The organism is Jiangella muralis (assembly GCF_001270745.1).
Classification (GTDB): domain Bacteria; phylum Actinomycetota; class Actinomycetes; order Jiangellales; family Jiangellaceae; genus Jiangella; species Jiangella muralis.
In genome coordinates, this window is record NZ_KQ434753.1 from 257758 (window position 1) to 283104 (window position 25347).

At 72.8% G+C, this 25347-nt stretch carries 26 protein-coding genes; 9 read left to right on the forward strand and 17 right to left on the reverse strand.

Annotation, left to right across the window (positions count from 1 at the left end; all coding sequences use genetic code 11):
- Positions 1-19 precede the first annotated feature (19 nt).
- The 12 genes from ACW62_RS06895 to sigE form a co-directional block, all read right to left on the reverse strand.
- The gene (locus tag ACW62_RS06895) at positions 20-2116 is read right to left on the reverse strand and encodes a glucosidase family protein (protein ID WP_053203340.1); all 2097 of its coding nucleotides are present in this window, start codon (positions 2114-2116) and stop codon (positions 20-22) included.
- A 4-nt stretch (positions 2117-2120) separates the two neighbouring features.
- A complete protein-coding gene (locus ACW62_RS06900; protein WP_053203341.1) occupies positions 2121-3365 on the reverse strand; it encodes an enolase C-terminal domain-like protein in 1245 nt (414 codons plus the stop codon).
- 4 nt (positions 3366-3369) lie between these two features.
- The gene (locus ACW62_RS06905) at positions 3370-4164 is read right to left on the reverse strand and encodes an SDR family NAD(P)-dependent oxidoreductase (RefSeq protein WP_053203342.1); all 795 of its coding nucleotides are present in this window, start codon (positions 4162-4164) and stop codon (positions 3370-3372) included.
- 11 nt (positions 4165-4175) lie between these two features.
- A complete protein-coding gene (locus ACW62_RS06910) occupies positions 4176-4994 on the reverse strand; it encodes a carbohydrate ABC transporter permease (RefSeq protein WP_053203343.1) in 819 nt (272 codons plus the stop codon).
- A 4-nt stretch (positions 4995-4998) separates the two neighbouring features.
- Entirely contained in the window at positions 4999-5940 is a 942-nt protein-coding gene (locus ACW62_RS06915; protein ID WP_083459370.1) for a carbohydrate ABC transporter permease, read from the reverse strand.
- A gap of 28 nt (positions 5941-5968) precedes the next feature.
- Entirely contained in the window at positions 5969-7231 is a 1263-nt protein-coding gene (locus ACW62_RS06920) for an ABC transporter substrate-binding protein (protein ID WP_053203344.1), read from the reverse strand.
- Positions 7232-7318: 87 nt separating this feature from the next.
- On the reverse strand, positions 7319-8026 hold the full coding sequence (locus ACW62_RS06925) for a FadR/GntR family transcriptional regulator (RefSeq protein ID WP_053203345.1): 708 nt from the start codon (positions 8024-8026) through the stop codon (positions 7319-7321).
- A gap of 353 nt (positions 8027-8379) precedes the next feature.
- Positions 8380-8949: a twin-arginine translocase TatA/TatE family subunit gene (locus tag ACW62_RS35105; protein ID WP_053203346.1), complete on the reverse strand. Its 570-nt coding sequence runs from the start codon at positions 8947-8949 to the stop codon at positions 8380-8382.
- A 58-nt stretch (positions 8950-9007) separates the two neighbouring features.
- Positions 9008-10366: a S1C family serine protease gene (locus tag ACW62_RS06935; RefSeq protein ID WP_053203347.1), complete on the reverse strand. Its 1359-nt coding sequence runs from the start codon at positions 10364-10366 to the stop codon at positions 9008-9010.
- A 58-nt stretch (positions 10367-10424) separates the two neighbouring features.
- Positions 10425-11537, reverse strand: a complete 1113-nt coding sequence (locus ACW62_RS06940; protein ID WP_157574473.1) for a sigma-E factor regulatory protein RseB domain-containing protein — start codon at positions 11535-11537, stop codon at positions 10425-10427.
- Complete coding sequence (locus tag ACW62_RS06945) at positions 11534-12112, reverse strand: anti-sigma factor family protein (RefSeq protein ID WP_053203349.1); 579 nt, start codon at positions 12110-12112, stop codon at positions 11534-11536. Before ACW62_RS06945 ends, ACW62_RS06940 begins: the two co-directional genes overlap by 4 nt.
- The gene (gene sigE, locus ACW62_RS06950; RefSeq protein WP_053203350.1) at positions 12109-12750 is read right to left on the reverse strand and encodes an RNA polymerase sigma factor SigE; all 642 of its coding nucleotides are present in this window, start codon (positions 12748-12750) and stop codon (positions 12109-12111) included. Before sigE ends, ACW62_RS06945 begins: the two co-directional genes overlap by 4 nt.
- Positions 12751-12865: 115 nt before the next feature.
- Between sigE and ACW62_RS06955 the strand changes: the two genes are divergently transcribed.
- Positions 12866-13588 carry an O-methyltransferase gene (locus ACW62_RS06955; RefSeq protein WP_083459372.1) on the forward strand — a complete coding sequence of 241 codons (723 nt, stop codon included), beginning with the start codon at positions 12866-12868 and terminating at the stop codon, positions 13586-13588.
- 422 nt (positions 13589-14010) lie between these two features.
- Positions 14011-14520 carry a GNAT family N-acetyltransferase gene (locus tag ACW62_RS06960; protein WP_053203351.1) on the forward strand — a complete coding sequence of 170 codons (510 nt, stop codon included), beginning with the start codon at positions 14011-14013 and terminating at the stop codon, positions 14518-14520.
- A 7-nt stretch (positions 14521-14527) separates the two neighbouring features.
- Here the strand turns inward: ACW62_RS06960 and fdhD are convergent, their stop codons facing one another.
- Complete coding sequence (gene fdhD / locus ACW62_RS06965; protein WP_205629183.1) at positions 14528-15328, reverse strand: formate dehydrogenase accessory sulfurtransferase FdhD; 801 nt, start codon at positions 15326-15328, stop codon at positions 14528-14530.
- Positions 15329-15457: 129 nt separating this feature from the next.
- Between fdhD and ACW62_RS06970 the strand changes: the two genes are divergently transcribed.
- Complete coding sequence (locus tag ACW62_RS06970) at positions 15458-17731, forward strand: FdhF/YdeP family oxidoreductase (RefSeq protein ID WP_053203352.1); 2274 nt, start codon at positions 15458-15460, stop codon at positions 17729-17731.
- On the opposite strand, the gene ACW62_RS06975 is transcribed toward ACW62_RS06970, so the two are convergent.
- The gene (locus tag ACW62_RS06975) at positions 17706-18371 is read right to left on the reverse strand and encodes a winged helix-turn-helix transcriptional regulator (RefSeq protein WP_205629184.1); all 666 of its coding nucleotides are present in this window, start codon (positions 18369-18371) and stop codon (positions 17706-17708) included. The two genes, ACW62_RS06970 and ACW62_RS06975, sit on opposite strands and share 26 nt — an antisense overlap.
- Before the next feature lie 66 nt (positions 18372-18437).
- Here ACW62_RS06975 and ACW62_RS06980 point away from each other — a divergent pair, with 66 nt between their 5' ends.
- From ACW62_RS06980 to ACW62_RS06990, 3 genes are read left to right on the forward strand one after another with little or no spacing between them, the layout of a single operon-like run.
- Positions 18438-19301, forward strand: a complete 864-nt coding sequence (locus ACW62_RS06980) for an alpha/beta fold hydrolase (RefSeq protein WP_053203354.1) — start codon at positions 18438-18440, stop codon at positions 19299-19301.
- Between the two features lie 22 nt (positions 19302-19323).
- Complete coding sequence (locus ACW62_RS06985; protein WP_053203355.1) at positions 19324-19920, forward strand: GrpB family protein; 597 nt, start codon at positions 19324-19326, stop codon at positions 19918-19920.
- 3 nt (positions 19921-19923) lie between these two features.
- A complete protein-coding gene (locus ACW62_RS06990) occupies positions 19924-20790 on the forward strand; it encodes a GNAT family N-acetyltransferase (RefSeq protein WP_053203356.1) in 867 nt (288 codons plus the stop codon).
- Here the strand turns inward: ACW62_RS06990 and ACW62_RS06995 are convergent.
- The 3 genes from ACW62_RS06995 to ACW62_RS32975 all read right to left on the reverse strand — a co-directional run bounded on the left by ACW62_RS06995 (position 20787) and on the right by ACW62_RS32975 (position 23002).
- A complete protein-coding gene (locus ACW62_RS06995) occupies positions 20787-21128 on the reverse strand; it encodes a hypothetical protein (RefSeq protein ID WP_053203357.1) in 342 nt (113 codons plus the stop codon). The two genes, ACW62_RS06990 and ACW62_RS06995, sit on opposite strands and share 4 nt — an antisense overlap.
- 20 nt (positions 21129-21148) lie before the next feature.
- Positions 21149-22726, reverse strand: coding sequence for a leucyl aminopeptidase (locus tag ACW62_RS07000; RefSeq protein WP_053203358.1), 1578 nt, complete (start codon positions 22724-22726; stop codon positions 21149-21151).
- Positions 22727-22834: 108 nt separating this feature from the next.
- Positions 22835-23002, reverse strand: coding sequence for a DUF3117 domain-containing protein (locus ACW62_RS32975; protein ID WP_069114398.1), 168 nt, complete (start codon positions 23000-23002; stop codon positions 22835-22837).
- 169 nt (positions 23003-23171) lie between these two features.
- Between ACW62_RS32975 and ACW62_RS07005 the strand changes: the two genes are divergently transcribed.
- The 3 genes from ACW62_RS07005 to ACW62_RS07015 are packed head-to-tail and all read left to right on the forward strand — an operon-like array spanning position 23172 to position 25331.
- Positions 23172-23978, forward strand: coding sequence for a PaaX family transcriptional regulator (locus ACW62_RS07005; RefSeq protein WP_053203359.1), 807 nt, complete (start codon positions 23172-23174; stop codon positions 23976-23978).
- Positions 23975-24760 (forward strand): enoyl-CoA hydratase/isomerase family protein, encoded by a 786-nt coding sequence (locus ACW62_RS07010; RefSeq protein ID WP_053203360.1) that lies wholly within the window; start codon positions 23975-23977, stop codon positions 24758-24760. Before ACW62_RS07005 ends, ACW62_RS07010 begins: the two co-directional genes overlap by 4 nt.
- A complete protein-coding gene (locus ACW62_RS07015) occupies positions 24750-25331 on the forward strand; it encodes a DNA-3-methyladenine glycosylase I (RefSeq protein ID WP_053203361.1) in 582 nt (193 codons plus the stop codon). Before ACW62_RS07010 ends, ACW62_RS07015 begins: the two co-directional genes overlap by 11 nt.
- Positions 25332-25347: the final 16 nt, after the last annotated feature.

Here is a 25347-nt window from a genome sequence, read left to right on the forward strand (position 1 = left end):
TTCGGCGCCGATCCTGTGCTCAGCCCACGCCGGAGCTGTGCGTGCCCTGTGAATCCGTGACGCCGTCCGCGTCGACGTCGACCAGCTTGCCGCCGGCGCGCAGGCCGCGCAGCTTCGCGTCCGGGTCGACCGCGGCCAGCCGCGACGACACCGTCAGCGACCCGTCGACGTCCGGGCGGACCCCGAAGAACCCCTCGATCACCAGCGCGGACCACGAGCCGGCCGACGAGCAGGCCCAGTCGATGAGGTAGGGGAACTGCGGCGGCGACTTCACCGCGCCACCGTTCAGCGGCTCGGCCGCCTCCTCGACGAAGTGCGCCTGACCGGGCGGGCCCTGGTTCGCCGTCCGCGCCAGCCCGGGAAGCCACGAGGCGGCGACGTCGGGACGGCCCAGCTCGATCAGCGACCGCGCGGCGTCGGCCGGCCAGGCCGGGTAGGCGCCGTTCCACTGGTGGTCCGGGCGGACGCTGAACGCGGCGTCGTCGTCGTACGGCGACAGCGCCCGCATCCAGGACGGCGTCTGCAGCTCGCGGACGAAGTACTCGACCATCTCCTCGCGCCGCCGTTCGGGCAGGTCGGCGGCGATGGTCATGCCGACGGTGGTGAAGTCGTAGCAGTGCCGCACCGGCAGCATCCGCCCGTCCGGCTGCCGCGCGTGCCAGAACCCCTGGCCCTCGACGTACAGCTCGCCGACGTGCGGCAGCAGCGCGTCGGCCTTCTTCCGCAGGTCGTCGGCCAGACCGTCGTCGCCGCGCAGCGCCGCGACGTCGGCGGCGGCCCGCATGCACCACACGTTGGCGGCGTTGAGGCTGGCCACCTCGTGCACGTACGAGCTGACGCACTCGAGCAGGTTGTCGATGTCGCCGTAGTCGGCCAGCGCGTGCTCCTTGCGGAACCCCTCCCAGGCCGTCGCCCAGTCGGCGACGTGCGCCGCGACCGGCTGCGCGGGCCCGTCGTGCGCGGCCAGCTCGACGTCCAGGAAGCCGGGCTCGCCGTTCCACCGCACGTAGTCGCGGACCAGCCGGATCATCGCGTAGTCGTTGACGGAGTACCAGTAGCCGGCCGGCCCGCCGGTCTGCCACTCGGTGCCGAAGTGCCGGTGGATGTCCAGCGCGATCCAGTGCTCGATCTGCTGGCGCATCGGCACCGGGTCCAGCAGCGCGTGGATCATCGAGCTGAGGCTGAAGTCCCAGATGAACGTGGTGGCCTGCCAGTACCGCGGCATCACCGTGTCGTAGACGCGGTCGAGGTGGCTGGCCGGGCTGTCGCGGCGGAACCAGATGACGCCCATGACGCCCCACCAGTACAGCCGGCGCAGCGCGTCGTTCGACGTCTCCAGCGACGGCACGTGCCCGCTGAACTGGTCGTTCCCGGGCGTGAACGCGGCCCGCAGGGTGTCGTCCCAGAGCTCGCGGGCGGCGGCGACCTGGCCGGGCACGTCGGCGACGACGGTGTCGTACGTGGCCAGCACGCCCTCGACGTCGACGCCGATCACGTGCACGTAGCCGAACCGGTACCGCTCGCCCGGCGCCAGCGTGACATCCACCTCCAGCGACCGGTCGCCGGCCCGCGCGCCGTCCGTGTCCAGGCCCTGCACGCTCACCGCGGCGGTGGTCGCGGCCCGGCCCAGCAGGGCGGTCCGGCCGGGCACCGGGGCCAGTGTGTTCGGCTCCGACGGCGGCTCCGGCACGCGCCACGGCCCGGCCTGGGTCACCGTCGACGCGACCGACAGGGCCAGCCGGACCTTCCGCTCGTCGCCGGACGTGTTCGTCACGGCGATGTCGACGACCACGCCGTCGACGCCCGGCGGGGTCACCGTCGTCGACTCGAGGGCGAGGTCGCCCAGCCGCGCGGACCGGACGACGCGGTCGGGCCGCCACTGAATCGTCACCGGCTCGCCGTAGGACCGGAACAGCCGGCCGTCGACCCACAGCGAACCGGTGACGGTGTCGCCGTGCGAGATCGGCGCGAAGTTGACGCTGCGCACGGCCGTGATGTCGTGGTCGGCCTGCGCCGCGCCGAGGAAGTTCGTCAGGCCGGGCGGGTTGACCATGTCGTCGTAGCGCTGCGTGATCGGGTCGGAGACGAAATCTTCGACGGTGGGGATGAGTCGCATCGGTTCAGCGTCCTCCGAGATCGACGGGACCGGCCGCTGCCGGGTCGGCCCAGTCGGTATTGGGCAGCAGGGGGTACCAGCCGGGCCGGCCGGGATCGCGGTCGTACGGGTAGCCGCCCAGCTCGCGGTAGAGCTCGGCGTACTCGGCGACCTTGTCGCGGTCCAGGTCGACGCCCAGCCCGGGCCCGGCGGGCACGTCGATGCCGCCGTCGCGGTACCGGAACGGGCCGCCGGCGATGACGTCATCGGTCAGGTGGTGGTAGTGGGCGTCGGCCGCGAACGACAGGTTCGGCACGACGGCGCCCAGGTGCAGCATGGTGGCCAGCTGGATGCCCAGCTCACCGGACGAGTGCACCGCGACGCCGAGTTGGAACGTCTCGCACACCCCGGCCGCCTTCACGCACGGGCGGATGCCGCCCCAGAAGGTGGTGTCGAGCAGGACGACGTCGACGGCGGGGTCGCGGACGTTCGCGGCCAGCTGCTCGAAGTTCACCACGACGGTGTTGGTGGCGATCGGGATCGACGTGCGCTCGCGCACCCGGCGCAGGCCGTTCATGCCCCACGTCGGATCCTCGAGGTAGTCGTTGCGCAGGCCCTCGATGCCCGCGGCGAACCGGATCGAGTCCTCCGGCGACCACGCGCCGTTGGGGTCGTGGCGCAGCCGGTCGCCGGGGAACGCCTCGGCCAGTGCCCGGTAACACTCCAGCTCGTAGTCGGGCGGGAAGACGCCGCCCTTGAGCTTGTGCACGGTGAACCCGTGCCGCTCCTTCAGCTCGCGGGCGTGCGCGACCACCTGCTCCGGCGTGCGGACCTCGCCGCTGCCGTCGGCCGCCTGGTAGCGGAAGAACAGGTAGCTGGCGAACTCGACGTGGTCGCGGACCCGGCCGCCGAGCAGGTCGTGCACCGGCACGCCGAGGTGCCGGCCCTGCAGGTCCAGGCAGGCGAACTCGACGGCCGCGAGCAGCTGGGTGCGGTTGTTGTAGAGGCTGGCCGTCGGGTTGGCCAGCATGAACCGCAGCGTCTCGGTGCGGGCCGGGTCGTGGCCGACGAGGTAGTCGCGCAGGCCGCGCACGGCCTCCTCGGCACTCTGGCCGCCGCCGCCCATCTCGCCCAGGCCGACCAGGCCGTTGTCGGCCTCGACCTCGACGATGGTGCGGACGAACCGGCCCCAGTGCGCGCCGTTGCTGTGCCGCAGCGGCGCCTGCAGGGGCACCGTCACGGTGGTGGCGCGCACGTCGACGATCTTCACGAACTCAGTTCTCCTTCGCGTGCTCGGGCAGCGCCACCGGCAGGCCGGCCCGCAGGCCGCCGTCGACCACGAGGTCGGTGCCGGTGACGAAGCTCGCCTGCGGGCCGGCCAGGTAGGCGACCGCGTCGGCGACCTCGGACGGACGCGCGACCCGGCCCAGCGGGTGCGACCGGCCCCACTCGGCGACGAGGTCGTCGGCCGGGCGGCCCTCGGCGTGCAGGCCGGCGGCCCAGCGCAGCATCGGGGTGTCGACCGAGCCGGGCAGGACGGCGTTGACGCGCACGCCGTCGGCCGCGTGGTCCAGCGCCATCGACCGGACCAGCGCCACCAGCGCGCCCTTCGACGCCGCGTACGCCGCGACCCGGGTCTGCGACTGGTACGACTGCACCGACGCCACGACCACGACGGCACCGCCGCCACCGGAGCGCAGCAGCGGCATCAGGTGGTGGCAGACCGCGAAGACACCGCGCACGTTCACGGCGATGACCTCGTCGAACAGTTCCATGCTGGTCTCTTCGACGGTGCCGTAGCGCTGGATGCCGGCGGCGCACACCAGGGTGTCGATGCTGCCGTGCTCCGCCGTCAGCTCCGCGGCGCACCGCTCGACGGCGCCGTCGTCGGCCACGTCCAGCGGCATCGTCCGCACCTGGCCGTCGAGGTGCGCGGTGTCGGCGGCCAGCCGGTCCAGCGCGGCGGCGTCGCGGTCGAGCGCCACCACCAGCTCACCGTCGCCGGCCAGCCGCTCGACGACGGCCCGGCCGATGCCGGCGCCGCCGCCGGTCACCACGGCCACTCTCATTCGGATACCCCCTAGAACTGGCCGAGGTTGAGGCCCCGGCTGAAGATCCGCTGCGTCGACAGGAACAGCACGACCGTCGGCAGCGACACCAGCAGACCGCCGGCCAGCACGGCCGTCAGCTGCAGCCCGCCGTAGGTGTCCTGCAGCGCGGCCGCGGCCGTCATGAGCGGCCGGACCTCGTTGGACTGGCTCAGCGCCAGCCCCAGCAGCAGGTCGTTCCAGACGAACGTCGCCTGCAGGATGAACACCGCCACCAGCGCACTGGTGGACATCGGCAGGTAGATGCGCCAGAAGATCCGCCAGGTGCTGGCGCCGTCGACGACCGCCGCCTCGAACACCTGGTGCGCGATGCCGCCGAGGAAGTTGCGCATCACCAGCGCCGCGAACGGCACGGTGACGGCCGTGTAGATGGCGATCATGCCGAGCCGGCTGTCGTAGATGCCCGCCTCGACGTAGCCGACGAACAGCGGCATCAGGATCATCTGCAGCGGGAAGACCGTGCCGCCGAACACCAGCACGAACCAGAAGAAGCCGTGCTTGAGCCGCAGCGCGACGATGGCGAAGCCGATGGCGGCGCCGAACAGCACGGCCAGCCCCGGCCCGATGATGCTGTAGAGCAGTGTGCTGGTGACGGCCTCGCCCAGGCCGCCGATCTCCCAGGCCTCGCGCATGTTGTCGAACAGCGCGAAGTCGCCGATCGGCCGCCACACCTGGTCGGCGGCGTACTGCGCGGGGGCCTTGCTGGCGTTGACCAGCAGCAGGTAGATCGGGGCCAGCCAGATGGCGCCGAGCACCAGCAGGACGGCCGGACGGAGGATGCGTGCGGTCATCGGGTCACACCACCCGCTCGGGCGACAGCTGCCGCCGCAGGTAGGTGATGGCCGCGAGGAACGTCACGACGCTGAGGAACACCGCGACCGCCGAACCGGCGCCGTAGGCGCTGTTCACGAACGTCTCCTCGTACATCGTCACCGCGAGGGTCTCGGCGTTGCGGCCCGGGCCGCCCTTCGTCATGATCCACACGATGTCGAACGTCTTCAGGCTGGCCACCAGCGACAACCCGACCACCACGGTGGTCAGCGGACGCAGCATGGGCCAGTGCATGTGCCGGAACATCCGCCAGCCGGACGCGCCGTCGAGCCGGGCCGCCTCGATCGGCTCGCGCGGGATCGACTGCAGCCCGATGACGAACAGCAGCGCGTTGACGCCGCTCTGCTGCCAGGACGACGCGCCGATCATCACCAGCGTGTTCAGCGGCGCGTCGCTCAGCCAGCGCAGGTCGGCGCCGGGCAGGCCGAGCGCGTCCAGCGCCTGGCTCAGCCCGCCGCCGTTCTGCAGCACGAACCGCCAGACCACGCCGACCGCGACGCCGGAGATCGCGTACGGGATGAGGAACGGCAGCCGCAACCAGCCGCCGAACCGCATCCCGTGCGACAGCACCGCGATCAGCAGGCCCAGCCCGACCGGGACCGTGATGCTGCCCACCACCCAGAGGAGGGTGTTGCGCAGCGACGTGGCGAAGTTCGGGTCGTCGAACATCGCCCGGTAGTTGTCCAGGCCGACCCACGACGGCGAGCCGAGCCCGTTGTACTCGGTGAAGCTGATCCACGTCGTCCAGAGGAACGGCAGGTACAGCAGGACCGCCACCACCAGGACGGCGGGAACGCTGAAGCCCCGCGCCGACCAGCCGTACGTGGTCCGGCGGCGCCGCCGCGGCTCGGGTGGTGCCGAGCCGTGGGGCGGCGTCGTGGGTGCGGCCGTGGCCGGCGCGGACATCGCTCGTTCCTCTCTCGGTGCGCGGGCCTCAGCCCTGCTCGGCCCAGTAGGCCGCGGCCTCGGCCTCGATCGTCTCGAGAATCGGCAGCGGATCGCCGGGGTTCGTGACGAACGCGCTGAAGCCGTCCAGTGCCGCCGTCAGCACCGGCGTCGGTGTCGCCTCGAAGTACCGCTCGAGCAGCTGGTAGTCGCCGCTGCCGGACTGCGTGTTCAGGTCGGCCAGCAGGCGGTCCTGCACCAGCGCCTTCGGGTTGAACGACACGTCGCCGCGGGCGTTCGCCCACGCCGTCTGCGCCTCGTCGGTCATCCACCACTCGGCGTACTGCAGCGCGGACGTCTCGTTCTCGGCGCCCTTCGCGGTGCACATGGGCCCGGTCTCGAAGATCAGCGACGTCTGGTCGAGGTCGGGGTTGACGTTCGGGATGACGAAGAAGTCGTAGTCGGTGCCGGAGACCATGTCGACGCTGTTGAGCTGGCCGCTCAGGAACGTGCCGAAGTTGATCATGGCGACCGTACCGGCCTTCAGCTGGTCCTGCGGCGCGGTCTGGTCACCCGGGTCGCCGAAGTAGCCGGCCTCGAGCATGCCGCGCCACTGCTCCATCACCTCGACGACGCCGGCGTCGGTGTACTTGGCCTCGCCCGTCGACAGCTTGTTGTACAGCTCGGGGTCGGTGCCGGCGAGCAGCGTCTGGAACCAGACGAACGAGAACAGGATGTTCGTCTCGTAGAACGGGGTGACGCCGTTGGCCACCAGGGTGTCGGCCGCGGTGATCAGCTCGGCCCAGCTGGTCGGCTCGGCGATCCCGTACTGGTCGAAGACCTGCTTGTTGTAGTACATGACCCAGTAGGCCGCGTTCATCGGCACGCAGTACGTCTCGCCGTCGACGGTGAAGTGCTCCTGCATGGCCTCGGGCACGTCGCCGTTGTCGATCGCGGTCCGCCAGATGTCCGACGTCGGCGCCAGCAGGTCCTCGGCGACGAGGTCTTCCAGCTCGCTGCCGGTGTGCCAGGTGAAGAGGTCGGGCTTCTCGTCGGTGCGGAAGGACTGCCGGACGAACGCCGAGTACTGCTCGGCGTCGGAGTAGCCGGTGAACTCCAGGCCCAGCCCCAGGCTGGTCTCCGACACGTCGGACACCTCCAGGAACTGCGGCTCCCACGCACCCTTGTCGGTGTAGAAGTTGATCAGTCCGGGGCCACTCGCGCCCTCGGCATCGTCGTCGTCGCCCCCGCACGCGGCCAGGACGAGCGTCGACGCCGCCAGCGCCGCCACCCCAGTGTGACGCAATCTCACGTGACTCACCTCATAGCATTCAGGTATGACATCGGGTGTAACCGATCAGCATGTGCCCGTGACAGCGCAGTATGCCCTAATCGGTGGTTACCGCCCGGAATCGGGTCTCCTGCTGCGAATGGCCTCGATGACGTTGTCGAGGTGCTCCTTGCTGGCGCGGAAGGCCTCGTCCGCGTCCCCGTCCAGCACGGCCCGCGCGATGCGCCGGTGCTCCTCGAAGTCCTCGCCCTCGTCCCCGTGCAACCGCAGGATCTCGCGCTGTTCCTGAGCGTGTACGAGCACGATCGAGTCGACCACCTCGGCCAGCACCGTGTTGCCGGACGCTTGCGCGACCGCCCGGTGGAAGTCGAGGTTCACGACCCAGAGCCGCTCGTTGCGCTCAACGAGACAGCGCTCCGCCTCCCGCAGCGTCTCGGTGATCAGCTCGACGCCGTCGGGGTCACGGACGGTGGCGCCCATGGCCGCGATCGGCGGTTCGATGGTGCTGCGCGCCAACAGCAGGTCGACCAGGCTCTCGCTGGTCAGCAACGGTCCGTGTGGATTCGGCAGCACCGAGCGGCGCACGTTCTCCCCCACGTACACCCCCGAGCCGTGCCGCAGCACCACCACGCCCATCGCCTCGAGCCGGCGCAACGCCTCGCGCATGGTCGGGACCGCGACGGCGAACCGGTCGGCCATCGACCGGACGGTGTCCATCTGCGCCCCCGCCTCGAGGCGGCGCTCCCGGATCAGCGCGACGACACCGGCGGCCAGCTCATCGGCCAGCGTCCGGCGACCCGCTTCTCCAGCAGTCACAGCCCCGTCCCCTTCGACGTCGTAAGCGGCGTTGGGAGAGATTAGATCACTAAATCACTTTTCTGTCGATAGTCGTGACCCTGTCGTGACCCTCGAGTCATGACCTGCCGCGGTTCGGGGGCGCGAAGGCGCAGGTCGGGTGACGTCTGGTGAGTGGGCTACTGGCGGCCGCGACGGGGTTTGGGTCGCGTGGCCACCGGCAGCCTGGCCGACCCATTCTCGTAGCCGCGCAACCGCGCCTCAAGTACCAATCTGGCGCTTCGCGCGACGACCGGAGCACGTCACCATGATCATCGACGATCGACCACGTCAGGGTGTGGTGGATCGCCGATGATCTCGGCCGGACCGAGAGGTCAGGTGGCGTCGGGGTCGAAGCGGGGCGAGCGGGCCGCGTCGGCAGTGACCGGCTCGGTCTCAGCGGCCGGCGCCGGTTCCGCGTCCGCAGGGGCCGCGTCGGCCACGGGAGCGGCCGGGGTGTCCTCCATCGGCGGCGGAGGCGTCTCCTCCTCCGGGGCCGGCGGCACGTCCGCCGCTGCCGGAGGGACGTCGACGGTCTCGCCGGTGCGGTCGCCACCGGTGGCGGCGGAGCGGGCGGAGGGCCGCGCACCGTTGCCGTTCCCGTTGGTGTGCCGGGAGGGCGAGTCGTCATCGTCGTCGAGACCGAGGTCCATGCCGTCGAGAACCTTCTGGCGGACGAACGACTTCGGGTTGCGCAAGTCGGAGAGGGTCTTCAGATCCTCTTTGTCGATGCCGAGGTCGCCGACCGTGCCGGAGAGGTCCTTGCGGGCGTTGGCCACCATGGTGCGCAGGTCACGGACGAACGACGCGGCCTGCCGGGCCATGTCTGGCAGCCGGTCGGGGCCGAAGACGAGCAGGGCGACGACGAGCAGCACGAACACCTCGCCGATACCTATGTCGAACACCGTCGGCCCCCACGTCCGTTACGTACGTGCATCCGTCCCCGCAAGACTACGTGCCGCGTCAACCGACTGCCGAGCCCAGGGTGAGCGTGAATTCCAGCTCCTCGCCCTCACGATCGATGACGACGGTGATGTCGTCGCCGGGCTCGTGGGCGCGCAGCCGGACGATCAGCTCGGCCGGGGTACGGATATCGGTGCCGTCGACGGCCACCACGACGTCGCCGGACTCGATGCCTACCTCGTCGGCCGGGCCGCCGGGCGTGACGCCGGGACCGTTGTCGCCGTTCTCGGCGACCCGGGCGCCGGTGCCGACGAAGCCGTTGTCGAGCAGCACGCCCATGACCGGGTAGACGGCCTCGCCGTCGGCGATCAGCTGCTGCGCCGTGCGCTGCACCTGCTCGATCGGGATGGCGAACCCGAGCCCGATGGACCCGGCCTGCTCCCCCATGCCGAGGCTGGCGATGGCGGAGTTGACGCCGATGACGCGGCCCGAGCCGTCGACCAGCGGGCCGCCGGAGTTGCCCGGGTTGATCGCGGCGTCGGTCTGCAATGCGTTGATGTACGACTGGTCGTCCTCGCCGCCGGCGGAGACCGGACGCTCCAGCGCCGACACGATGCCGCTGGTGACGGTCGCGTCGAGGCCCAGCGGGCTGCCGATGGCGACGACGGGGTCGCCGACGGCGACGGAGGCGGAGTCGCCGAAGACGACCGGGGTGAGGTCGTCGGCGTCGACGCGCAGGACGGCGATGTCGTAGCTGGGGCTGGTGCCGACGAGCTCGGCCACGAACCGGCGGCCGTCGGTGAACGCCAGCTCGATGCCGCCGTCGCCGGCGGTCGCGATGACGTGGTTGTTCGTGATGACGTAGCCGTCCTCGGAGATGACGAAGCCCGACCCGCCGGCGTCGGCCACGCTGACCGACACGACGCTGGGCAGCAGGTTCGCCGCGACACCCGCGATGGACTCGGGCGGCCGCTCGGCCAGCCCCGCGGGGTCGGCCCCGATGACGGTGACGGTGCCGCCGCTGCCCGGGGAGTCGTCGTCGATGGCCTCGGCCACCAGGCCACCGGCGCCGCCCGCGACCGCCGCCAGCACCAGGATGCCCAGCGTGGCCAGTCCGCGGCGTTTCTTCGGCGGCCGCCGGTGCCCGGTGCCATCACCCGGCGAGCCCGCCGCGTCCGGCAGCACCGGCGGCGCACCCGTCCCGGACGGGGCGGCGGCCGCCGGCGCCAGGAGCCGCGTGGTCCCGGGCCCGCCCGGCGCCGCGCCGTTCCCGCCGGGCGCGATGGGCCGCGTCGCCGCGACCGGGCTCGCCGCTGGGGCGGGCCGGCTCGTCTCGTCGGAGTACTGCCACGAGCCACCCGCCCAGGGATCGCCGCCCGGGGTGGGCGCCGGCCCGAGACTGCTCCAGCCTGCCTTCATGGCGACATTCTCCCAGTCGTCGGCGCGGGACGCACCGGGCGGCCGCGGGTGATGACGATCAGTCGAACGGGTTGAACCACGAGCCGACCCGCTGCGCGCCCCGGGAGATGCGGTCGAGGAAGCCGTCCTTGTTCTCCTCGGCAGTCGCGGCGGGGTCGGGCGGGAGGTTCTTCAGCAGGTCGCGGACGGCGTCGAGCGGCGCCTCGGCGACCACGGTGATAACCCGGCCGCCGCTGGACCAGGTGAGCCGGGCCGGCGGGCCGGGGCGGGGGTAGACGACGCCGCCCTCGTAGTCGGCGGTGCCGTAGCCGTCGAGCTGGTCGGGGTCGAGCCACCCGGCCTGCTCGAACACCGACACCGTCATGACGCCGTCGGAGTAGCTGAGCTGGATGGCGTCGCCGACCCGCCGCGCCTCGTAGAGATCGAGGCCCCCGCCGATCGAGCCGGGGCAGTGCCAGCCCTCTTCGCGCAGCTGCTCGATGTCGTCCCAGCGGAGCATGGAGCCGGTGTCGTCGTAGCTGGCCGCCGGCCCGACGCCGTCGCCGGCGCCGGCCTTGCAGCAGTTGGCCGCTGCTCCGACGGCGATGGTGACGAACGCGCTGGCCGACAGCGTGTAGCCGTCGCTGGTGTAGGACTCGCGGCGCAGCGGCAGCGCGGTCTCGCGGTCCAGCCACAGCTTCGCCGCGACCGAGCCGTCGCTGCGATAGGCCACGACGATGTCGGTGGAGCGCCCGGCGACGGAGTCGGCGCCGACCAGCCGGACGGTGTAGGCGCCGAGCAGGAGGTCGGCGGGGTCGTCGCCGGCCAGCCACCGCGACGTGGTGCGGCCGTCGAGGATCGCTGCCTGGCGGTCGTGCAGGCTGATCGACGTCTGGCCGCCGGCCGCGTGCTGGACCTGGACGACGGCGCTGGTGGCCGCGCCGGACTGGGTCAGCGCCGACCAGGTGGAGACGTACTGGGTGCCGCTGTAGGAGACGTGGTCGCCGGCCTCGGCGGACTGCCGCAGCAACTGGACCGCCCGCGGGTCGTCGCCGACGTCGCGCGAGGAGGCCGGGACCGCCTGCACGAACACCGCCAGCGCACCGACGATGAGGGGCATGGCCAGGACCGGCACGACCAAGGCGGCCAACCCGCCGGTCCTGCCCTGCCCGACGCGGTAGCCCAAGCTCACCAGCCGTCTCCGGTGGAGCTGTTGGTGGTGACCAGCAGCGACGCCGGCTCGACGAACGGCAGCCCGCCGGTGGAGCGGGCGTGCTCGACGGTGAACTGTTCGAGCGGCGGCACGACGCTGACCGGGGTGTCGGGGCTGCCCGGCGGGTTGCCGGTGCCGCCGAGCGAAGCCAGCAGGATGAGCATGGCGCCGGTGGTGCACATGCCCAGCGCGACGACGCGGACGGTGCGGACCCGGCGGCTGGCGCGCCCGCTGGGACGCGTGCCGGACGGGCCGGACGGCGGCCGGGAGTCGCGCGGACGCCACGCCGCCACCGGGGCGGGCTGCATGGCCGACGCCGGCGCGGCGGGCGGCAGCGGCTCGCCCGGCTCGGCCAGCGCCAGCAGGCTGGCGACCAGCTTGTCGGACGGCGCCATGGCGGGCAGCGAGCGCAGCGCGTTGCGGGCGTCGCGTTCCAGCTCGACGGCCTCGCGGCACTGGGCACAGACGGTCAGGTGCACCAGAGCGCGGTCGCGTTCGTGGTGTTCGAGGCGGTCGTCGACGAGGTCGCTGATCCGCTCGTCGAGGTGTTTCATGCGGAGTCTCCGTGTTCACGCGGCGCGTCGGCCTCGTGCTCGCCGACGCTGAGCGCGCTGGCGTCGTCGGGCGCACGGTGGTCGAGCGCGGCCCGCAGCTGGGCGCGGCCGCGGTGGATGCGGCTGCGGACGGTGCCGAGCTTGATGCCCAGCGTGGCCGCGATCTCCTCGTAGGACAGGCCCTCGATGTCGCACAGCACGACGGCGGCGCGGAAGTCGGGCGGCAGCGCCTCGAGCGCCTTCTGGATGTCGGCCTCGAGCATGCTGTCGGTGATGACGCGCTCGGGCGTGGGCTCGCGGCCGTGCAGCCGCTCGGCGGCGTCGTCGGCGAGGGCGTCGAACCGGATGCGCTGCTTGCGGCGGACGGAGTCGAGGAACAGGTTGGTGGTGATGCGGTGCAGCCAGCCCTCGAACGTGCCGGGTGTGTAGGAGGACAGGGAACGGAACACCCGGACGAAGACGTCCTGGGTGAGGTCCTCGGCGTCGTGCGCGTTGCCCGTCAGGCGGTACGCCAGCCGGTAGACCCGTCCCGAGTGCTCTCGGACGATGTCTTCCCAGCTCGGCGGCGTCCAGGTCTCAACGTCGGCCACCCGGGGTCCTTCCTCGACACGGCTCGTCGGCACGAGCGCTACGTCCATCGTCACCCATTGCCCCTTTCGTAGCCAATCAGGGAAGCCCCCCATCTATTCCTGACGTTCCCTGTCCTCCAGAACGATCCGGGAGGCCGACGGGGTTCCGGATCCCACGACGCGGATGCTTGACGGCCTAAGCTCAGGGCTGACACAGTTCGCGCGCGACACAGGACGTTCCGACCTGGAGGCCGTCATTTCCACGGGCAGTACCGCCATCACGCCGCAGTCGTGGGCCTACGCCGAGGCCTACCTCGACGAAGACCACATCGTCGGCCGCGCCCGGCAGCGCGCCGCCGAGGTCGGCGCCGTCCCGGTCGGCCGCGGAGCCGGGGCAGCGCTACGCATGCTCGCCGCCGCGCTCGACGCCCGCACCGTCGTCGAGGTCGGCACCGGCTGCGGCGTCTCCGGCCTGTACCTGCTGTCGGGCATGCGCGCCGACGGCGTCCTCACCAGCGTCGACATCGAGTCCGAGCACCAGCGGCTGGCCCGCGAGGCGTTCGCCGAGGCGGCCGTGCCGGCCAACCGGACCCGGCTGATCGCCGGCGCGGCGCTCGAGGTGCTGCCACGGCTCACCGACGGCGCCTACGACCTCGTCTTCTGCGACGGCGACAAGACCGAGTACAGCGACTACCTGCAGCAGGCGCTGCGGCTGCTGCGCCCGGGCGGCGTGGTGGCCTTCGACAACGCGCTCTGGCACGACCGCGTCGCCGACTCCGCCCAGCGCGACCCCGACACCGTCGCGATCCGCGAGCTGGTGCGCCTCGTCCGTGAGGACGACCACCTGGTGCCGGCGCTGCTGCCGGTCGGCGACGGCCTGCTGGTCGCGGTCAAGCGCCCCGACTAGCGTGCGATTCGTCCTGGCTTCATGATCATCAACCTTTTGTGTCGTCAGGGCCGCGCGAAAGGTTGATGATCATGGGGTGGGCGTGGCGCTGACGCCTCGCGATGCCGGACCCGTCACGCCTTGGCACTGCTGGTCACCACTGGAACCGGGCATTCCGGGCACCCGGGCGGTGACCAAGCATGCCAAGGCGAATGGCCAGCCCAACGCCCCACTCTCGCCGCCCCGGGGTGCGTAGAGGTGCTCATTGCGAACCGGGCGGACAGCCGGGATCACCTTCCGTGATCATGTGCGCTAGCGGCGCCCCAGCGACCGCCAGGGAACATGATCATGGTGACGGAGGGCGCCGGCGCCGCGCCGGCGAAATCCGGCCGTTTCCGCGATCCGGGCGAATGACCGGCCGGTAACCGGGCACGATAGATCTCGTGCCCGAACTGGTCCGCCCTACCGTCGAGGTCCACGAGTCGTGGCTGGAGGCCGTCGGCGAGCCGGGCTACGAGCCGCGCTGGGCCGACGACCTGCAGCTGGCCGACATGGTCCGGCCCGAGGGGTTCGCGGCGTACGTGCGCCGGCAGATCGACGACGAACGCGAGGACGCGCACCGCTCGCGCGGCATGGTGCCGTCGACCCATCTCTGGTACGTCGACGGGCCGCTCTTCCTCGGCCGGCTGTCCATCCGGCACCACCTGACTCCGTGGCTGCGCGACTACGGCGGCCACATCGGCTACGACGTCCGCCCGTCCATGCGCCGCCGCGGCCACGCCACCGCGATGCTGCAGCAGGCGATGCCGTGGTCGGCCAAGCTCGGCATCGACCCCGTCCTGGTCACGTGTGACGTCGACAACGTGGCGTCGCGCCGGGTGATCGAGGCGGCCGGCGGCGTCTTCGACGACGAGCGGCACGGCAAGCTGCGCTACTGGGTGCCCGCGAGCTGACGCGGGGTCACACCGCGACGCGGACCCGCTCGGGGTGGGTGTAGACGTTCATCCCGCCGCCGCGGACGAAGCCGATCAGCGTCAGCCCGCACTCGTCGGCGAGGTCGACGGCGAGGCTGGACGGCGCGGAGACGGCGGACAGCACCGGCAGCCCGGCCGCGGCCGCCTTCTGCACCAGCTCGAACGACGCCCGCCCGCTGACCTGCAGCACGTGCCCCGACAGCGGCAGCAGCCCGCCCATCAGCGCCGACCCGATGACCTTGTCGACGGCGTTGTGCCGGCCGACGTCCTCGCGGACCGTCAGCACCGACCCGGTCGCGGTGAACAGGCCGGCCGCGTGCAGGCCGCCGGTGCGGTCGAACACCCGCTGCTCGGCGCGCATGCGGTCGGGCAGCGTGGCCAGGACGCCGACATCGACGCGGGTGGGGTCGTCGGCCAGCCGCCAGCGCAGCGAGGCCCGCACGTCGACCACACGGTCGGCGCCGCAGACGCCGCAGGCGCTGGTGGTCTCGAACGCGCGGGCGCGCGGCGGCTCGACGCCGTGGGCGAGCGTCACCTCGATGGTGTTCTGCTCGTCGACGCACTCCTTCATGCCGGCGACGTCGGTGTGGTCGGCGACGGCGCCCTCGGCGACCAGCCAGCCGGCGATGAGGTCGAAGTCGTGGCCGGGCGTGCGCATGGTGGAGGTGAGGATGCGGTCGCCGACGCGGACCAGCAACGGCTCCTCGACCGCCAGCGTGTCGGGGCGCTGGGCCGAGCGGCCGGGCCGCAGCCGGAGCACCGGCCGTCGAGTCGTCATCTGCCCCATGGCACCACCGTAAGGTCCGCGATCGGCCCCCGTCGCCTTCTTCGTACCCACTCCGCACGATCCGACCCGTACTGGTCCAGACCGGTCCACCCCTCGGCGGACGCCGTCGCCGGGCGTTACCGTCGGTACATGACCACACGGGCGCCGCGAGACGACAACGACGAGGCCGAGGTACGCGTGGGCCGCCCGGCCACCAGCGCGGCCGGGGTCCCCGGCGTCCTGCACGGCCTGGCCGCCGTGCTCGAGCAGTCCGGCGTGCGCCGCGGCGCCAAGACGCTGCGGCTGGTCAACCAGCAGAAGGGCTTCGACTGCCCGGGCTGCGCGTGGCCCGAGCCGGGCAAGCCGCACCTGGCCGAGTTCTGCGAGAACGGCGCGAAAGCGGTCGCCGAGGAATCCACCGTCCGCCGCGTCGACGCCGCGTTCTTCGCCGAGCACTCCGTCGCCGAGCTGGCCGGACGCACCGACCACTGGCTGGGCCAGCAGGGCCGGCTCACCGAGCCGATGCTGCGCGACACCGGCGACACCCACTACCGGCCGATCGGCTGGGACGCCGCGTTCGGCATCGTCGCCGACGCGCTGACCGGCCTCGACAGCCCCGACGACGCCGTCTTCTACACGTCCGGGCGCACCAGCAACGAGGCCGCGTTCCTGTACCAGCTGTTCGCCCGTGCGCTCGGCACGAACAACCTGCCCGACTGCTCCAACATGTGCCACGAGTCGTCCGGCGCGGCGCTGTCCGAGACCATCGGCGTCGGCAAGGGCAGCGTGTCGCTCACCGACATCACCGACCACGCCGACCTCATCGTCATCGTCGGGCAGAACCCGGGCACCAACCACCCGCGCATGCTCACGTCGCTGGAGGAGGCCAAGCGGCGCGGCGCGCGTATCGTCGCGATCAACCCGCTGCCCGAGGCCGGCCTGCAGACCTTCAAGAACCCGCAGAAGGCGCGCGGCGTGGTCGGCAAGGGCACGCTGCTGTCCGACCTGTTCCTGCAGGTGCGCCTCGGCGGCGACCTCGCGTTCTTCCAAGCGGTCAACCGCATGCTGGTCGACGCCGGCGCGGTCGACCACGCATTCATCGAGGAATACACCACCGGCTACGACGACGCCGTGGCGGCCTGGGCCGAGCTCGACTGGGACGACGTCGCCACCGCCACCGGGCTCCCACGTGAGGCGGTGGAGGCGTTCGTCGACGAGGTGCGGCGCGCCGACAGCGTCATCGTCTGCTGGGCCATGGGCCTGACGCAGCACAAGAAGGCCGTGCCGACCATCCGCGAGATCGTCAACTTCCTGCTGCTGCGCGGCAACATCGGCCGCCCGGGCGCCGGCGCGTGCCCCGTCCGCGGGCACAGCAACGTGCAGGGCGACCGCACCATGGGCATCTGGGAGAAGGCGCCGGCCGCGTTCCTCGACGCGCTCGAGACGGAGTTCGGGTTCAGCGTGCCGCGGCGGCACGGCCACGACACCGTCGACTCCATCCGGGCCATGCGCGACGGCCGGGTCGGCGTGTTCATGGCCATGGGCGGCAACTTCGCCGCGGCCACCCCCGACAGCGACGTCACGGCGGCGGCCTTGCAGTCGGTGCCGCTGACGGTGCACGTGTCGACGAAGTTGAACCGGTCGCACGCGCTGCCCGGCCGGCGCTCGCTGATCCTGCCGTGCCTGGGCCGCACCGAGCGCGACGTGCAGGCCGGCGGCGAGCAGTTCGTCACCGTCGAGGACTCCATGAGCGCGGTGCACGCGTCCCGCGGCACCCTGAAGCCCGCGTCCGCCGAGTTGCGCAGCGAGGTGGCGATCATCTGCGGGCTGGCCGAGCGGGTGTTCGGCGGCGGCTCCGGCGTCCCGTGGCGGGAGTTCGCGGCCGACTACACGACGGTGCGGTCGCGCATCGCGCGCGTCGTCCCCGGCTTCGACGACTACGAGGCCAAGGTGGCGGTGCCGGGCGGGTTCGTGCTGCCGCACCCGCCGCGCGACTCCCGATCCTTCCCGACCGCCAGCGGCAAGGCCCAGTTCAGCGTCAACGAGCTGGAGGTGCTGCGGGTCCCGCCGGGCCGGCTGATCCTGCAGACGGTCCGCTCGCACGACCAGTTCAACACCACCATCTACGGCCTCGACGACCGCTACCGCGGCATCCGCGACGGCCGCCGGGTGGTCTTCGTGAACCCGTCCGACCTCGTGGCACTCGGGTTCGAGGACGGCGCCATGGTCGACCTCGTCAGCGAGTGGACCGACGGCGACCGCCGGGCGCCGTCGTTCCGGGCGGTGTCGTACCCGACGGCGCCAGGCTGCGCGGCCGCGTACTTCCCCGAGACCAACGTGCTGGTGCCGCTCGACCACACCGCCGAGGTCAGCAACACGCCGGCGTCGAAGTCGGTGGTCATCCGGCTGGAGCGCGCGTCCTGATCTTGCGCGGCGCTTCGACCAGCCGGCGCAGCGAATCGACGTCGCCGGTGACGGAGAGCCGGCCGGCCGCGACGGCGTCGTCGAGCGGGTCGGCGCCGTCGAGCACCGCCTGCCAGGCCGCCTTCGTCGCCCGGACGAGGACGTCGGGGGCGGCCGCCGCCGGGCCGCGGGCCAGCTCCGTCAGCCGGCCGGCCTCGACCCGCAGCCGGTAGACCTCGCGGCCGAGCGTGACCTCGTACGTCGCCGACCAGTCCGCCACGGGCTCGGCGAAGAAGGTGCGCAGCCCGAGCATGACGGAGTCGGCGCTGACCTCGCCGGTCAGCGGCAGCACCGGCGAGCGCACGCCCCAGCGGGCCAGCGCCTGGAACACCGGCTCCAGCCCGGCCCCCCACTCGGTCAGCTCGTACACCCGGGCGGCGGCCGGCGGCGGCAGCTCGCGGCGGCGCAGCACGCCGTACTCCTCCAGCTCCTTGAGCCGCTTCGACAGCACGGCCGGGGTGATGCCGGGCAGTGCCGCCTGCAGGTCGCGGTAGCGGCGCGGGCCCAGCCGCAGCTCACGCACCACGAGCAGGGCCCAGCGCTCGCCGACGATGTCGAGCGAGAGGGCGATCGGGCAGCCCTCGCCGTAGGTCCGGGTCACTTGCGCCTCCTTCAGAACTATGGAAAGAATAGCACTAGCTACATCTTTCATAGTGAGGAGTCGAAGATGACCGAGCGGATGATCCCGGCCGGCGATGCTCAGCTGTGCGCCGAGGCGTTCGGATCCCCGGACGACCCGGCGATCCTGCTGATCGGCGGCGCGGCCGCGTCGATGGACTACTGGGAGGACGAGTTCTGCGAGCGGCTGGCCGCCGCCGGGCGGTACGTCATCCGCTACGACCTGCGCGACACCGGCCGGTCCACCGACTACCCGGCGGGGTCGCCCGGGTACACGGGCGCCGACCTGGTCACCGACGCCCTCGCCGTGCTCGACGGGTACGGCGTCGCCGCCGCGCACGTCTACGGCATCTCGATGGGCGCCGGCATCGCCCAGACGCTGGGCGTCGAGCACCCGTCACGCGTGCTGACGTTGACGCTGCAGTCGACCAGTCCCACGGGCCCCGGCGGGCCGGACCGCCCCGACCTGCCGCCCATGTCGCCGCAGCTCACCGAGGTGTTCGCGTCCGAGGCGCCGCCGCCCGACTGGTCCGACCGCGACGCCGCCATCGACGTGATGGTCGAGGGCCTGCGCCCGTTCGACGGCGCCATCCCGCCGGACCTCGCGGAGGAGCGCGCCGTCGTCACCCGCATGTACGACCGCACCACCGACGTCGCGGCCAGCCAGACCAACCACTGGATCCTGGCGGGCGGCGAGCTGGACCGCGCCCGGCTGGCCGAGATCACCGCGCCGACGCTGGTGCTGCACGGCACCGACGATCCGCTGCTGCCGTTCCCGCACGGCGAGGCGCTGGCCCGCGAGATCCCCGGCGCCCGGCTGGTCCCGCTGGAGGGCATGGGCCACCAGTACCCGCCGCGCGCCGTCTGGGATGTCGTCGTCGCCGAGGTCGTCGCCCACACCGCCGCCCGGTGAAGCGCCCCGGTAAAGTGCCCGGATGCCTGCCCCGGACGACCTGACCGAGCATCGCGACAACCCCGGCGACGACATCTGGGTGCACGGCCGCCCCGAGGCGCGCCCCATCGAGGTGACCGACTACGACCCGGACTGGCCGGCGCGCTACGAGGTGCTCGCCGCCCGCATCCGCGCGGCGCTGGGCGAGCGGGTCCTCGAACTGCAGCACATCGGCTCGACGTCGGTGCCCGGACTTCCGGCCAAGCCGATCATCGACGTCGACCTCACGGTCGCCGACCCCGCCGACGAGCCCGCCTACCTGCCGGTCCTCGAAGCGGCGGGGTTCGTGCTGGTCATCCGCGAGCCGAGCTGGCACGAGCACCGCGCGCTGAAGCACGCCGACCCGAACACCAACCTGCACGTCTTCGGTCCCGGCTGTCCCGAGGTGACCCGCCAGCGGCTGTTCCGCGACTGGCTGATCGAGCACCCCGACGACCTCGCCCGGTACCGCGACGCCAAACTGCGCGCCGCGGCCGAGACCACGACGTCCGGCGGCATCGTCACCGACTACAACCGCCACAAGGAGCCGGTGATCCGCGAGATCTACGACAAGATCTTCCGCGAGCAGGGGCTGCTCTGACCGATGGCGATCGTGCTGAGCACACCCGGTGTCGACGAGCTGCCCGCAGCGGTCGGCGCGCTGCGGGAGTGGCAGAACGACACCGCGCCGATGCACCTGCATCCGGGCGACGTCGGCTGGTTCTGGCGCTACGGCGCCGAGGCCGCGGCCGCGGCGGTCCGCACCTGGAGCCACGACGGCCGCATCCTCGCCGCCGGGCTGCTGGACGGGCCAAGCCTGCTGCGCATGACCACCGCGCCCGGCGCCCGGCGCGACGAGGAGCTGGCGCGGCAGTTGGCCGGCGACCTCACCCGTCCCGGCCGCGGCGTCCTGCCCGAGGGCAAGGCGTCCGTCGAGGCGCCACAGGACGCGCTGCTCCAGGAGCTGCTGGCCGACGCCGGCTGGGGTCTCGACGAGCCGTGGCAGCCGCTGCGCCGCGACCTCACCGAGCCGGTCGAGGATCCGGGCGTGCGGGTCGAGGTCGTCGGCCCGGAGCGGGCGGACGAGCGAGCCGCCATGCAACGGGGCGCGTTCGACGGGTCGACGTTCACCGCGGAGCGCTGGCACGCGATGGCCGGCGGGGCACCGTACGCCGACGCCCGCTGCCTGATCGCGTACGACGACCGGGGCGAGGCGGTGGGTGCGCTGACGGTGTGGTCGGCCGGTCCGGGGCGGCCCGGCCTGCTCGAGCCGGTCGGCGTGCACCGCGACCACCGCCGCCGCGGCTACGGCCGGGCGATCACCGTCGCCGCGGCGGCCGCCCTGCGCGAGCTGGGGTCGTCGAGCGCCATCGTCTGCACCCCCAGCTCCAACGTGGGCGCCGTCGCCGCCTACCGGTCGGCCGGCTTCCAGGACCTCCCCGAGGTCCACGACCGGCTCCGGGCGGCTTAGGCCGGGCCTGGTCCGGCGGCGAAGCCCGCGCCGCCCTCGGCGACCGCGACGACGTCGAACGGCTCCTGCAGCACCGGCGCCGACCCGATCAGCTGCGACCCGGGCGACTCCGCGGCGACCTCGGCGAACGAGGCGGCGAATGCGTCGCGGGCGGCCGCGGTCTCGAACACGTAGGTGCCCTCGAACCACTCGCCCGGCCGGGTGCGCCACGTCTTGAACCGCAGGCCGTCCATGCCGGTGAACCGGGCCAGCGACGTGCCGTGGACGTACTCGCGCAGCGCCGCGTCGACGCCGTCGGGCGCCTCGGCCAGCGACCAGCGCACGGTCAGTCCGTACATCGATCTCTCCTCGGAAGTCGTCAGCCGACCGGGGCGCCGGCCTCGAGCCAGTACAGCAGGGCCCGTACGCCGAACCCCGTCCCACCCTTGGTCAGCTCGCCCTTGTCGGACTCGGCCCGCCCCGGGCCGGCGATGTCGAGGTGCGCCCACGGCACGTCGCCGACGAAGCGCTGCAGGAACAGCGCCGCCAGGATCGACCCGCCGCCGAGGTGTTCGGTGTCGATGTGCGCGACGTCGGCGATGGCGGAGTCGAGCCCGAACCGGTAGTCGTCGACCAGCGGCAGCCGCCACAGCCGCTCCCCCGCGGCCTCGCCGGCCTCGCGCAACGCGGCGGCCAGCTGGTCGGACGTCGCGTACAGGGCGGCGTGGCCGCGGCCGAGCGCCGTCGTGGCCGCGCCGGTGAGCGTGGCGACGTCGACGATGACCGTCGGCTCCAGCTCCGCCACCGCGTAGCCGATGCCGTCGGCCAGCACCAGGCGGCCCTCGGCGTCGGTGTTGAGCACCTCGACCGTCGTGCCGTCGTACTGGCGGATGACGTCGCTGGGCCGTTGCGCGCCGGCGCCGGGCATGTTCTCGGCGGCCGCGACCAGCCCGGTGACGCGGACGTCGACGCCCAGCTCGCGCACGGCCGACAGGACGCCCATGACGACGGCGCCGCCGGTCATGTCCGTCTTCATCGTGACCATGCCCTCGCGCGGCTTCAGCGACAGGCCGCCGGTGTCGTACGTGATGCCCTTGCCGACCAGCACGACGTGCGGCGTGCCCGGGCCGGCGTTCGGCGGGTCGTAGCGCAGCGCGATCAGCCGCGGCGGCCGGTCGGAGCCCTGGCCGACCGCCAGGATGCCGCCGAAGCCCTCGTCGGCCAGCGCCTTCTCGTCGCGCACCCGGACGTCGAGCCGGTGCTCGGCGCCGATGCGGCGGGCCTGCTCGGCCAGCCACTCCGGGTCCTTGACGTTCGACGGCGTCTGCGCGAGGTCGCGGGCCGTCCAGCTCGCCCCGGCGACCGCGACCGCCGCCGCGACGACGTCGGCCCGGGCGCCGTCGCCGGTGATCACCAGCGTGCCGAGCGGGCGCTTCGCCTCGGGAACGGGCGTGCTCCGGAAGCCGGCCAGCGCGTAGGTGGCCAGCACGGCGCCCTCGACGAACGCGCGCGTGGCGGCATCGTCGGCCGTCGCGGTGACGGCGGACGCGAGCCGCTCGGCGCCGCGGGCGGCCCGGGCCAGCGCCGCGCCGGCCTTCCGGTACGCCGCGGCCGACCCGTCGCCGAGCCCCACCAGCAGCACCCGGGTGACGTCGACCTCACCGTCGACGCTCGCGGCGCCGCGACCCTCGGCGTACACCTGGACCGACACGACCTCGCCGGCCTTGCCGGTGCCGCCGTCGCGTTCGAGCGCGGCGAACAAGTCCAGCCCGAGCGCCTCGGCGACCTCCGCGCCGCCCGGCCCGATCCACGGCGAGCCGTCGTCGCCGTCGTCGCCGTCAGCGCTCGACGGGTCGTCGGGCCACACGGCCAGCGCCAGCAGGCCGGCTTCGGCGTCCAGCAGCGGCCGGGCGTCGACCACGACCTCGGTGGGGCGAACAGTGCTCTCAGCCGACACGCATACTCCTCGTCCTGACTGCCCGGTCCTCCGGGCAGAGTAATGCCCCCGCCCAGCGCCGCCGGCGCCGGACGAGGGCACCTATTCAATGCTCACGGCAACGACACGTCAGCCGACGACATCCTTCAACGCATCACCCAGTGCGCCGGCCTCGTCAGCAGTGAGCTCGACGACCAGACGACCGCCACCCTCGATCGGGACGCGCATGACAATGCCACGACCCTCCTTGGTGACCTCGAGCGGCCCATCGCCAGTCCGCGGCTTCATCGCCGCCATCCGCGCACCCCTTCCTTTTCAGGCGCACACCCAAACCCCCTGATGTCCAGGGAGCACCAGCCATGTGCGTCACGATGGAGGTCATTATCCCGCATGTTGGTCGTCGCGGGGAGACCGCGGTCGGTATGTCCTCACTGGTTGTCGGTGGGGGCTGGCAGGATGGGGCACTGTGAACGCCAGATCCGCCCTGTTCGACCTCTATGGCGATCACGTGCGCTCGCGTGGCGGCAGGGCCCGGGTCGCCGCGCTGGTGCGGTTGCTCGCCCCGCTCGGCGTCGCGGCGCCGGCGGTGCGCACGGCCGTGTCGCGCATGGTCAAACAGGGCTGGCTGCGCCCGGTGCGCATCGACGGCTCGCCCGGCTACGAGCTGACCGAGCGGGCCGACCGCCGCCTCGAAGACGCCGCCGCACGCATCTACCGCACCAACGGCCGGGGCGACTGGGACGGCCGCTGGCACGTCGTCGTGCCGGAACGGTCGGCGCAGCGGGCCACCCGCGAGCGGCTGCGCAACGGACTGGCCTATCTCGGCTACGCGCCGGTCGGCGACGGCACCTGGATCGCCGCGCGCGCATCGCCTGAGCTGGGGTCACTGCTCGACGCCGAAGAGCTGCGGGCCGAGCGGTTCAGCGCCCGGCACCAGGGCGACGACGCCGAGCTGGTGCGCCGCGCGTGGGACCTCGACGCCGTCGGGCGGTCGTACCTGCGGTGGCTGTCCGACGCGCGCGGGCTGCTCCAGTCGCTGCCCGGCCGGCCCACCGACGAGCAGGCGTTCGCCGCCCGCAGCCGGCTGGTGCACGAGTGGCGCAAGTTCCTGTTCACCGACCCCGGCCTGCCGCGCGAGTTGCTGCCCGCCGTCTGGCCGGGCGACGACGCCGCCGCCTTCTTCGACGACCAGGCCGCCCGGCTGCAGCCCGCCGCCGGCCGGTTCGTCGACGTCTGCCTGTCCGCCGGAACCACCAAGGGAGCCGACCAGTGAGCCTGGTCCGTTACGAGACCGACGACGCCGTCGGCGTCATCACGATCGACCGCCCCGACTCGATGAACAGCCTCGACACCGCCACCAAGGTCGCGCTGCGCGACGTCGTGCTGGCCGCGGCCGCCGACGAGGCGGTGCGCGCGGTCGTGCTGACCGGCGCCGGCCGGGCGTTCTGCGTCGGGCAGGACCTCAAGGAGCACGCCGCGGCGCTCGCGTCCGGCGACTCCGGCCTGGCCACCACGGTGCGCGAGCACTACAACCCGACGGTCAAGGCGCTGCTCACCATGCGCAAGCCGGTCATCGCCGCGGTCAACGGCGTCGCGGCCGGCGCCGGCGCGTCCTACGCGTTCGCCTGCGACTTCCGCGTCGTCGCCGACACCGCGGGGTTCAACCTCGCGTTCGCCGCCATCGGGCTGTCGTCCGACACCGGGTCGTCGTGGACACTGCCGCGGCTGGTCGGCTGGGCGAAGGCGCGCGAACTGCTGTTCCGTCCACGCACCGTGCTCGCCGACGAGGCGTTGACGCTGGGGCTGGCCACCGAGGTCGTCGCCCCACCTGAGGTGCTGCCGCGGGCCATGGAGCTGGCCCGCGAGCTCGCCGCCGGCCCCACGCTCGCCTACGCGGCGCTGCGTCAGGCGCTCGACTTCTCCGCGACGCACGGCCTCGACGAGTCGCTGGCGCACGAGGCCGACATGATGCAGTGGACCGGCGGCACCGACGACCACCGCGCCGCCGTCGAGGCGTTCCTGGCCAAGCAGCCGGTCGTGTTCCGTGGCCGCTGACCTCGTCGACGGCCCCGACGGCCGGCCGCGCTGCCCGTGGGGGCTGAGCGCCCCCGAGTACGTCGCCTACCACGACGACGAGTGGGGCCGCCCCGTCCACGGCGACGTCGCGCTGTTTGAGCGGCTGACGCTGGAGGCGTTCCAGTCCGGCCTGTCGTGGCTGACGATCCTGCGCAAGCGCGACGGCTTCCGGAAGGCGTTCGCGGGCTTCGACCCCACCGCCGTCGCCGCGTTCGGCCCCGGCGACGAGGCCCGGCTGCTGCAGGACACCGGCATCGTCCGCAACCGCGCCAAGGTGGCGGCGGCCATCGCCAACGCCCGCGCCCTCATCGCCCTCCAGGATGCCGGTGGCGACGGCGCGCTCGACCGCCTCATCTGGTCCTTCGCACCCGCCTCTCGCCCGGCGCCCTCCTCCCTGGCCGACGTCCCCGCGACCACCCCCGAGTCGGTGGCCCTGGCGAAGGCCCTGAAGAAATCCGGCTTCGTCTTCGTCGGGCCGACGACGGCGTACGCGGCCATGCAGGCGTGCGGCCTGGTCAACGATCACCTGGCCGGCTGCGTCGCCCGCTGACCGCCAGAGCGCCGGC

Coding starts and splice junctions, on each gene's coding strand:
- ACW62_RS06895 (WP_053203340.1), bottom strand. CDS start 2,116: ATGCGACTCATCCCCACCGTCGAAGATTTCGTCTCCGACCCGATCACG.
- ACW62_RS06905 (WP_053203342.1), bottom strand. CDS start 4,164: ATGAGAGTGGCCGTGGTGACCGGCGGCGGCGCCGGCATCGGCCGGGCC.
- ACW62_RS06910 (WP_053203343.1), bottom strand. CDS start 4,994: ATGACCGCACGCATCCTCCGTCCGGCCGTCCTGCTGGTGCTCGGCGCC.
- ACW62_RS06915 (WP_083459370.1), bottom strand. CDS start 5,940: ATGTCCGCGCCGGCCACGGCCGCACCCACGACGCCGCCCCACGGCTCG.
- ACW62_RS06935 (WP_053203347.1), bottom strand. CDS start 10,366: ATGAAGGCAGGCTGGAGCAGTCTCGGGCCGGCGCCCACCCCGGGCGGC.
- ACW62_RS06945 (WP_053203349.1), bottom strand. CDS start 12,112: ATGAAACACCTCGACGAGCGGATCAGCGACCTCGTCGACGACCGCCTC.
- sigE (WP_053203350.1), bottom strand. CDS start 12,750: ATGGACGTAGCGCTCGTGCCGACGAGCCGTGTCGAGGAAGGACCCCGG.
- ACW62_RS06955 (WP_083459372.1), top strand. CDS start 12,866: ATGCTTGACGGCCTAAGCTCAGGGCTGACACAGTTCGCGCGCGACACA.
- fdhD (WP_205629183.1), bottom strand. CDS start 15,328: ATGGGGCAGATGACGACTCGACGGCCGGTGCTCCGGCTGCGGCCCGGC.
- ACW62_RS06970 (WP_053203352.1), top strand. CDS start 15,458: ATGACCACACGGGCGCCGCGAGACGACAACGACGAGGCCGAGGTACGC.
- ACW62_RS06980 (WP_053203354.1), top strand. CDS start 18,438: ATGACCGAGCGGATGATCCCGGCCGGCGATGCTCAGCTGTGCGCCGAG.
- ACW62_RS06985 (WP_053203355.1), top strand. CDS start 19,324: ATGCCTGCCCCGGACGACCTGACCGAGCATCGCGACAACCCCGGCGAC.
- ACW62_RS06990 (WP_053203356.1), top strand. CDS start 19,924: ATGGCGATCGTGCTGAGCACACCCGGTGTCGACGAGCTGCCCGCAGCG.
- ACW62_RS06995 (WP_053203357.1), bottom strand. CDS start 21,128: ATGTACGGACTGACCGTGCGCTGGTCGCTGGCCGAGGCGCCCGACGGC.
- ACW62_RS32975 (WP_069114398.1), bottom strand. CDS start 23,002: ATGGCGGCGATGAAGCCGCGGACTGGCGATGGGCCGCTCGAGGTCACC.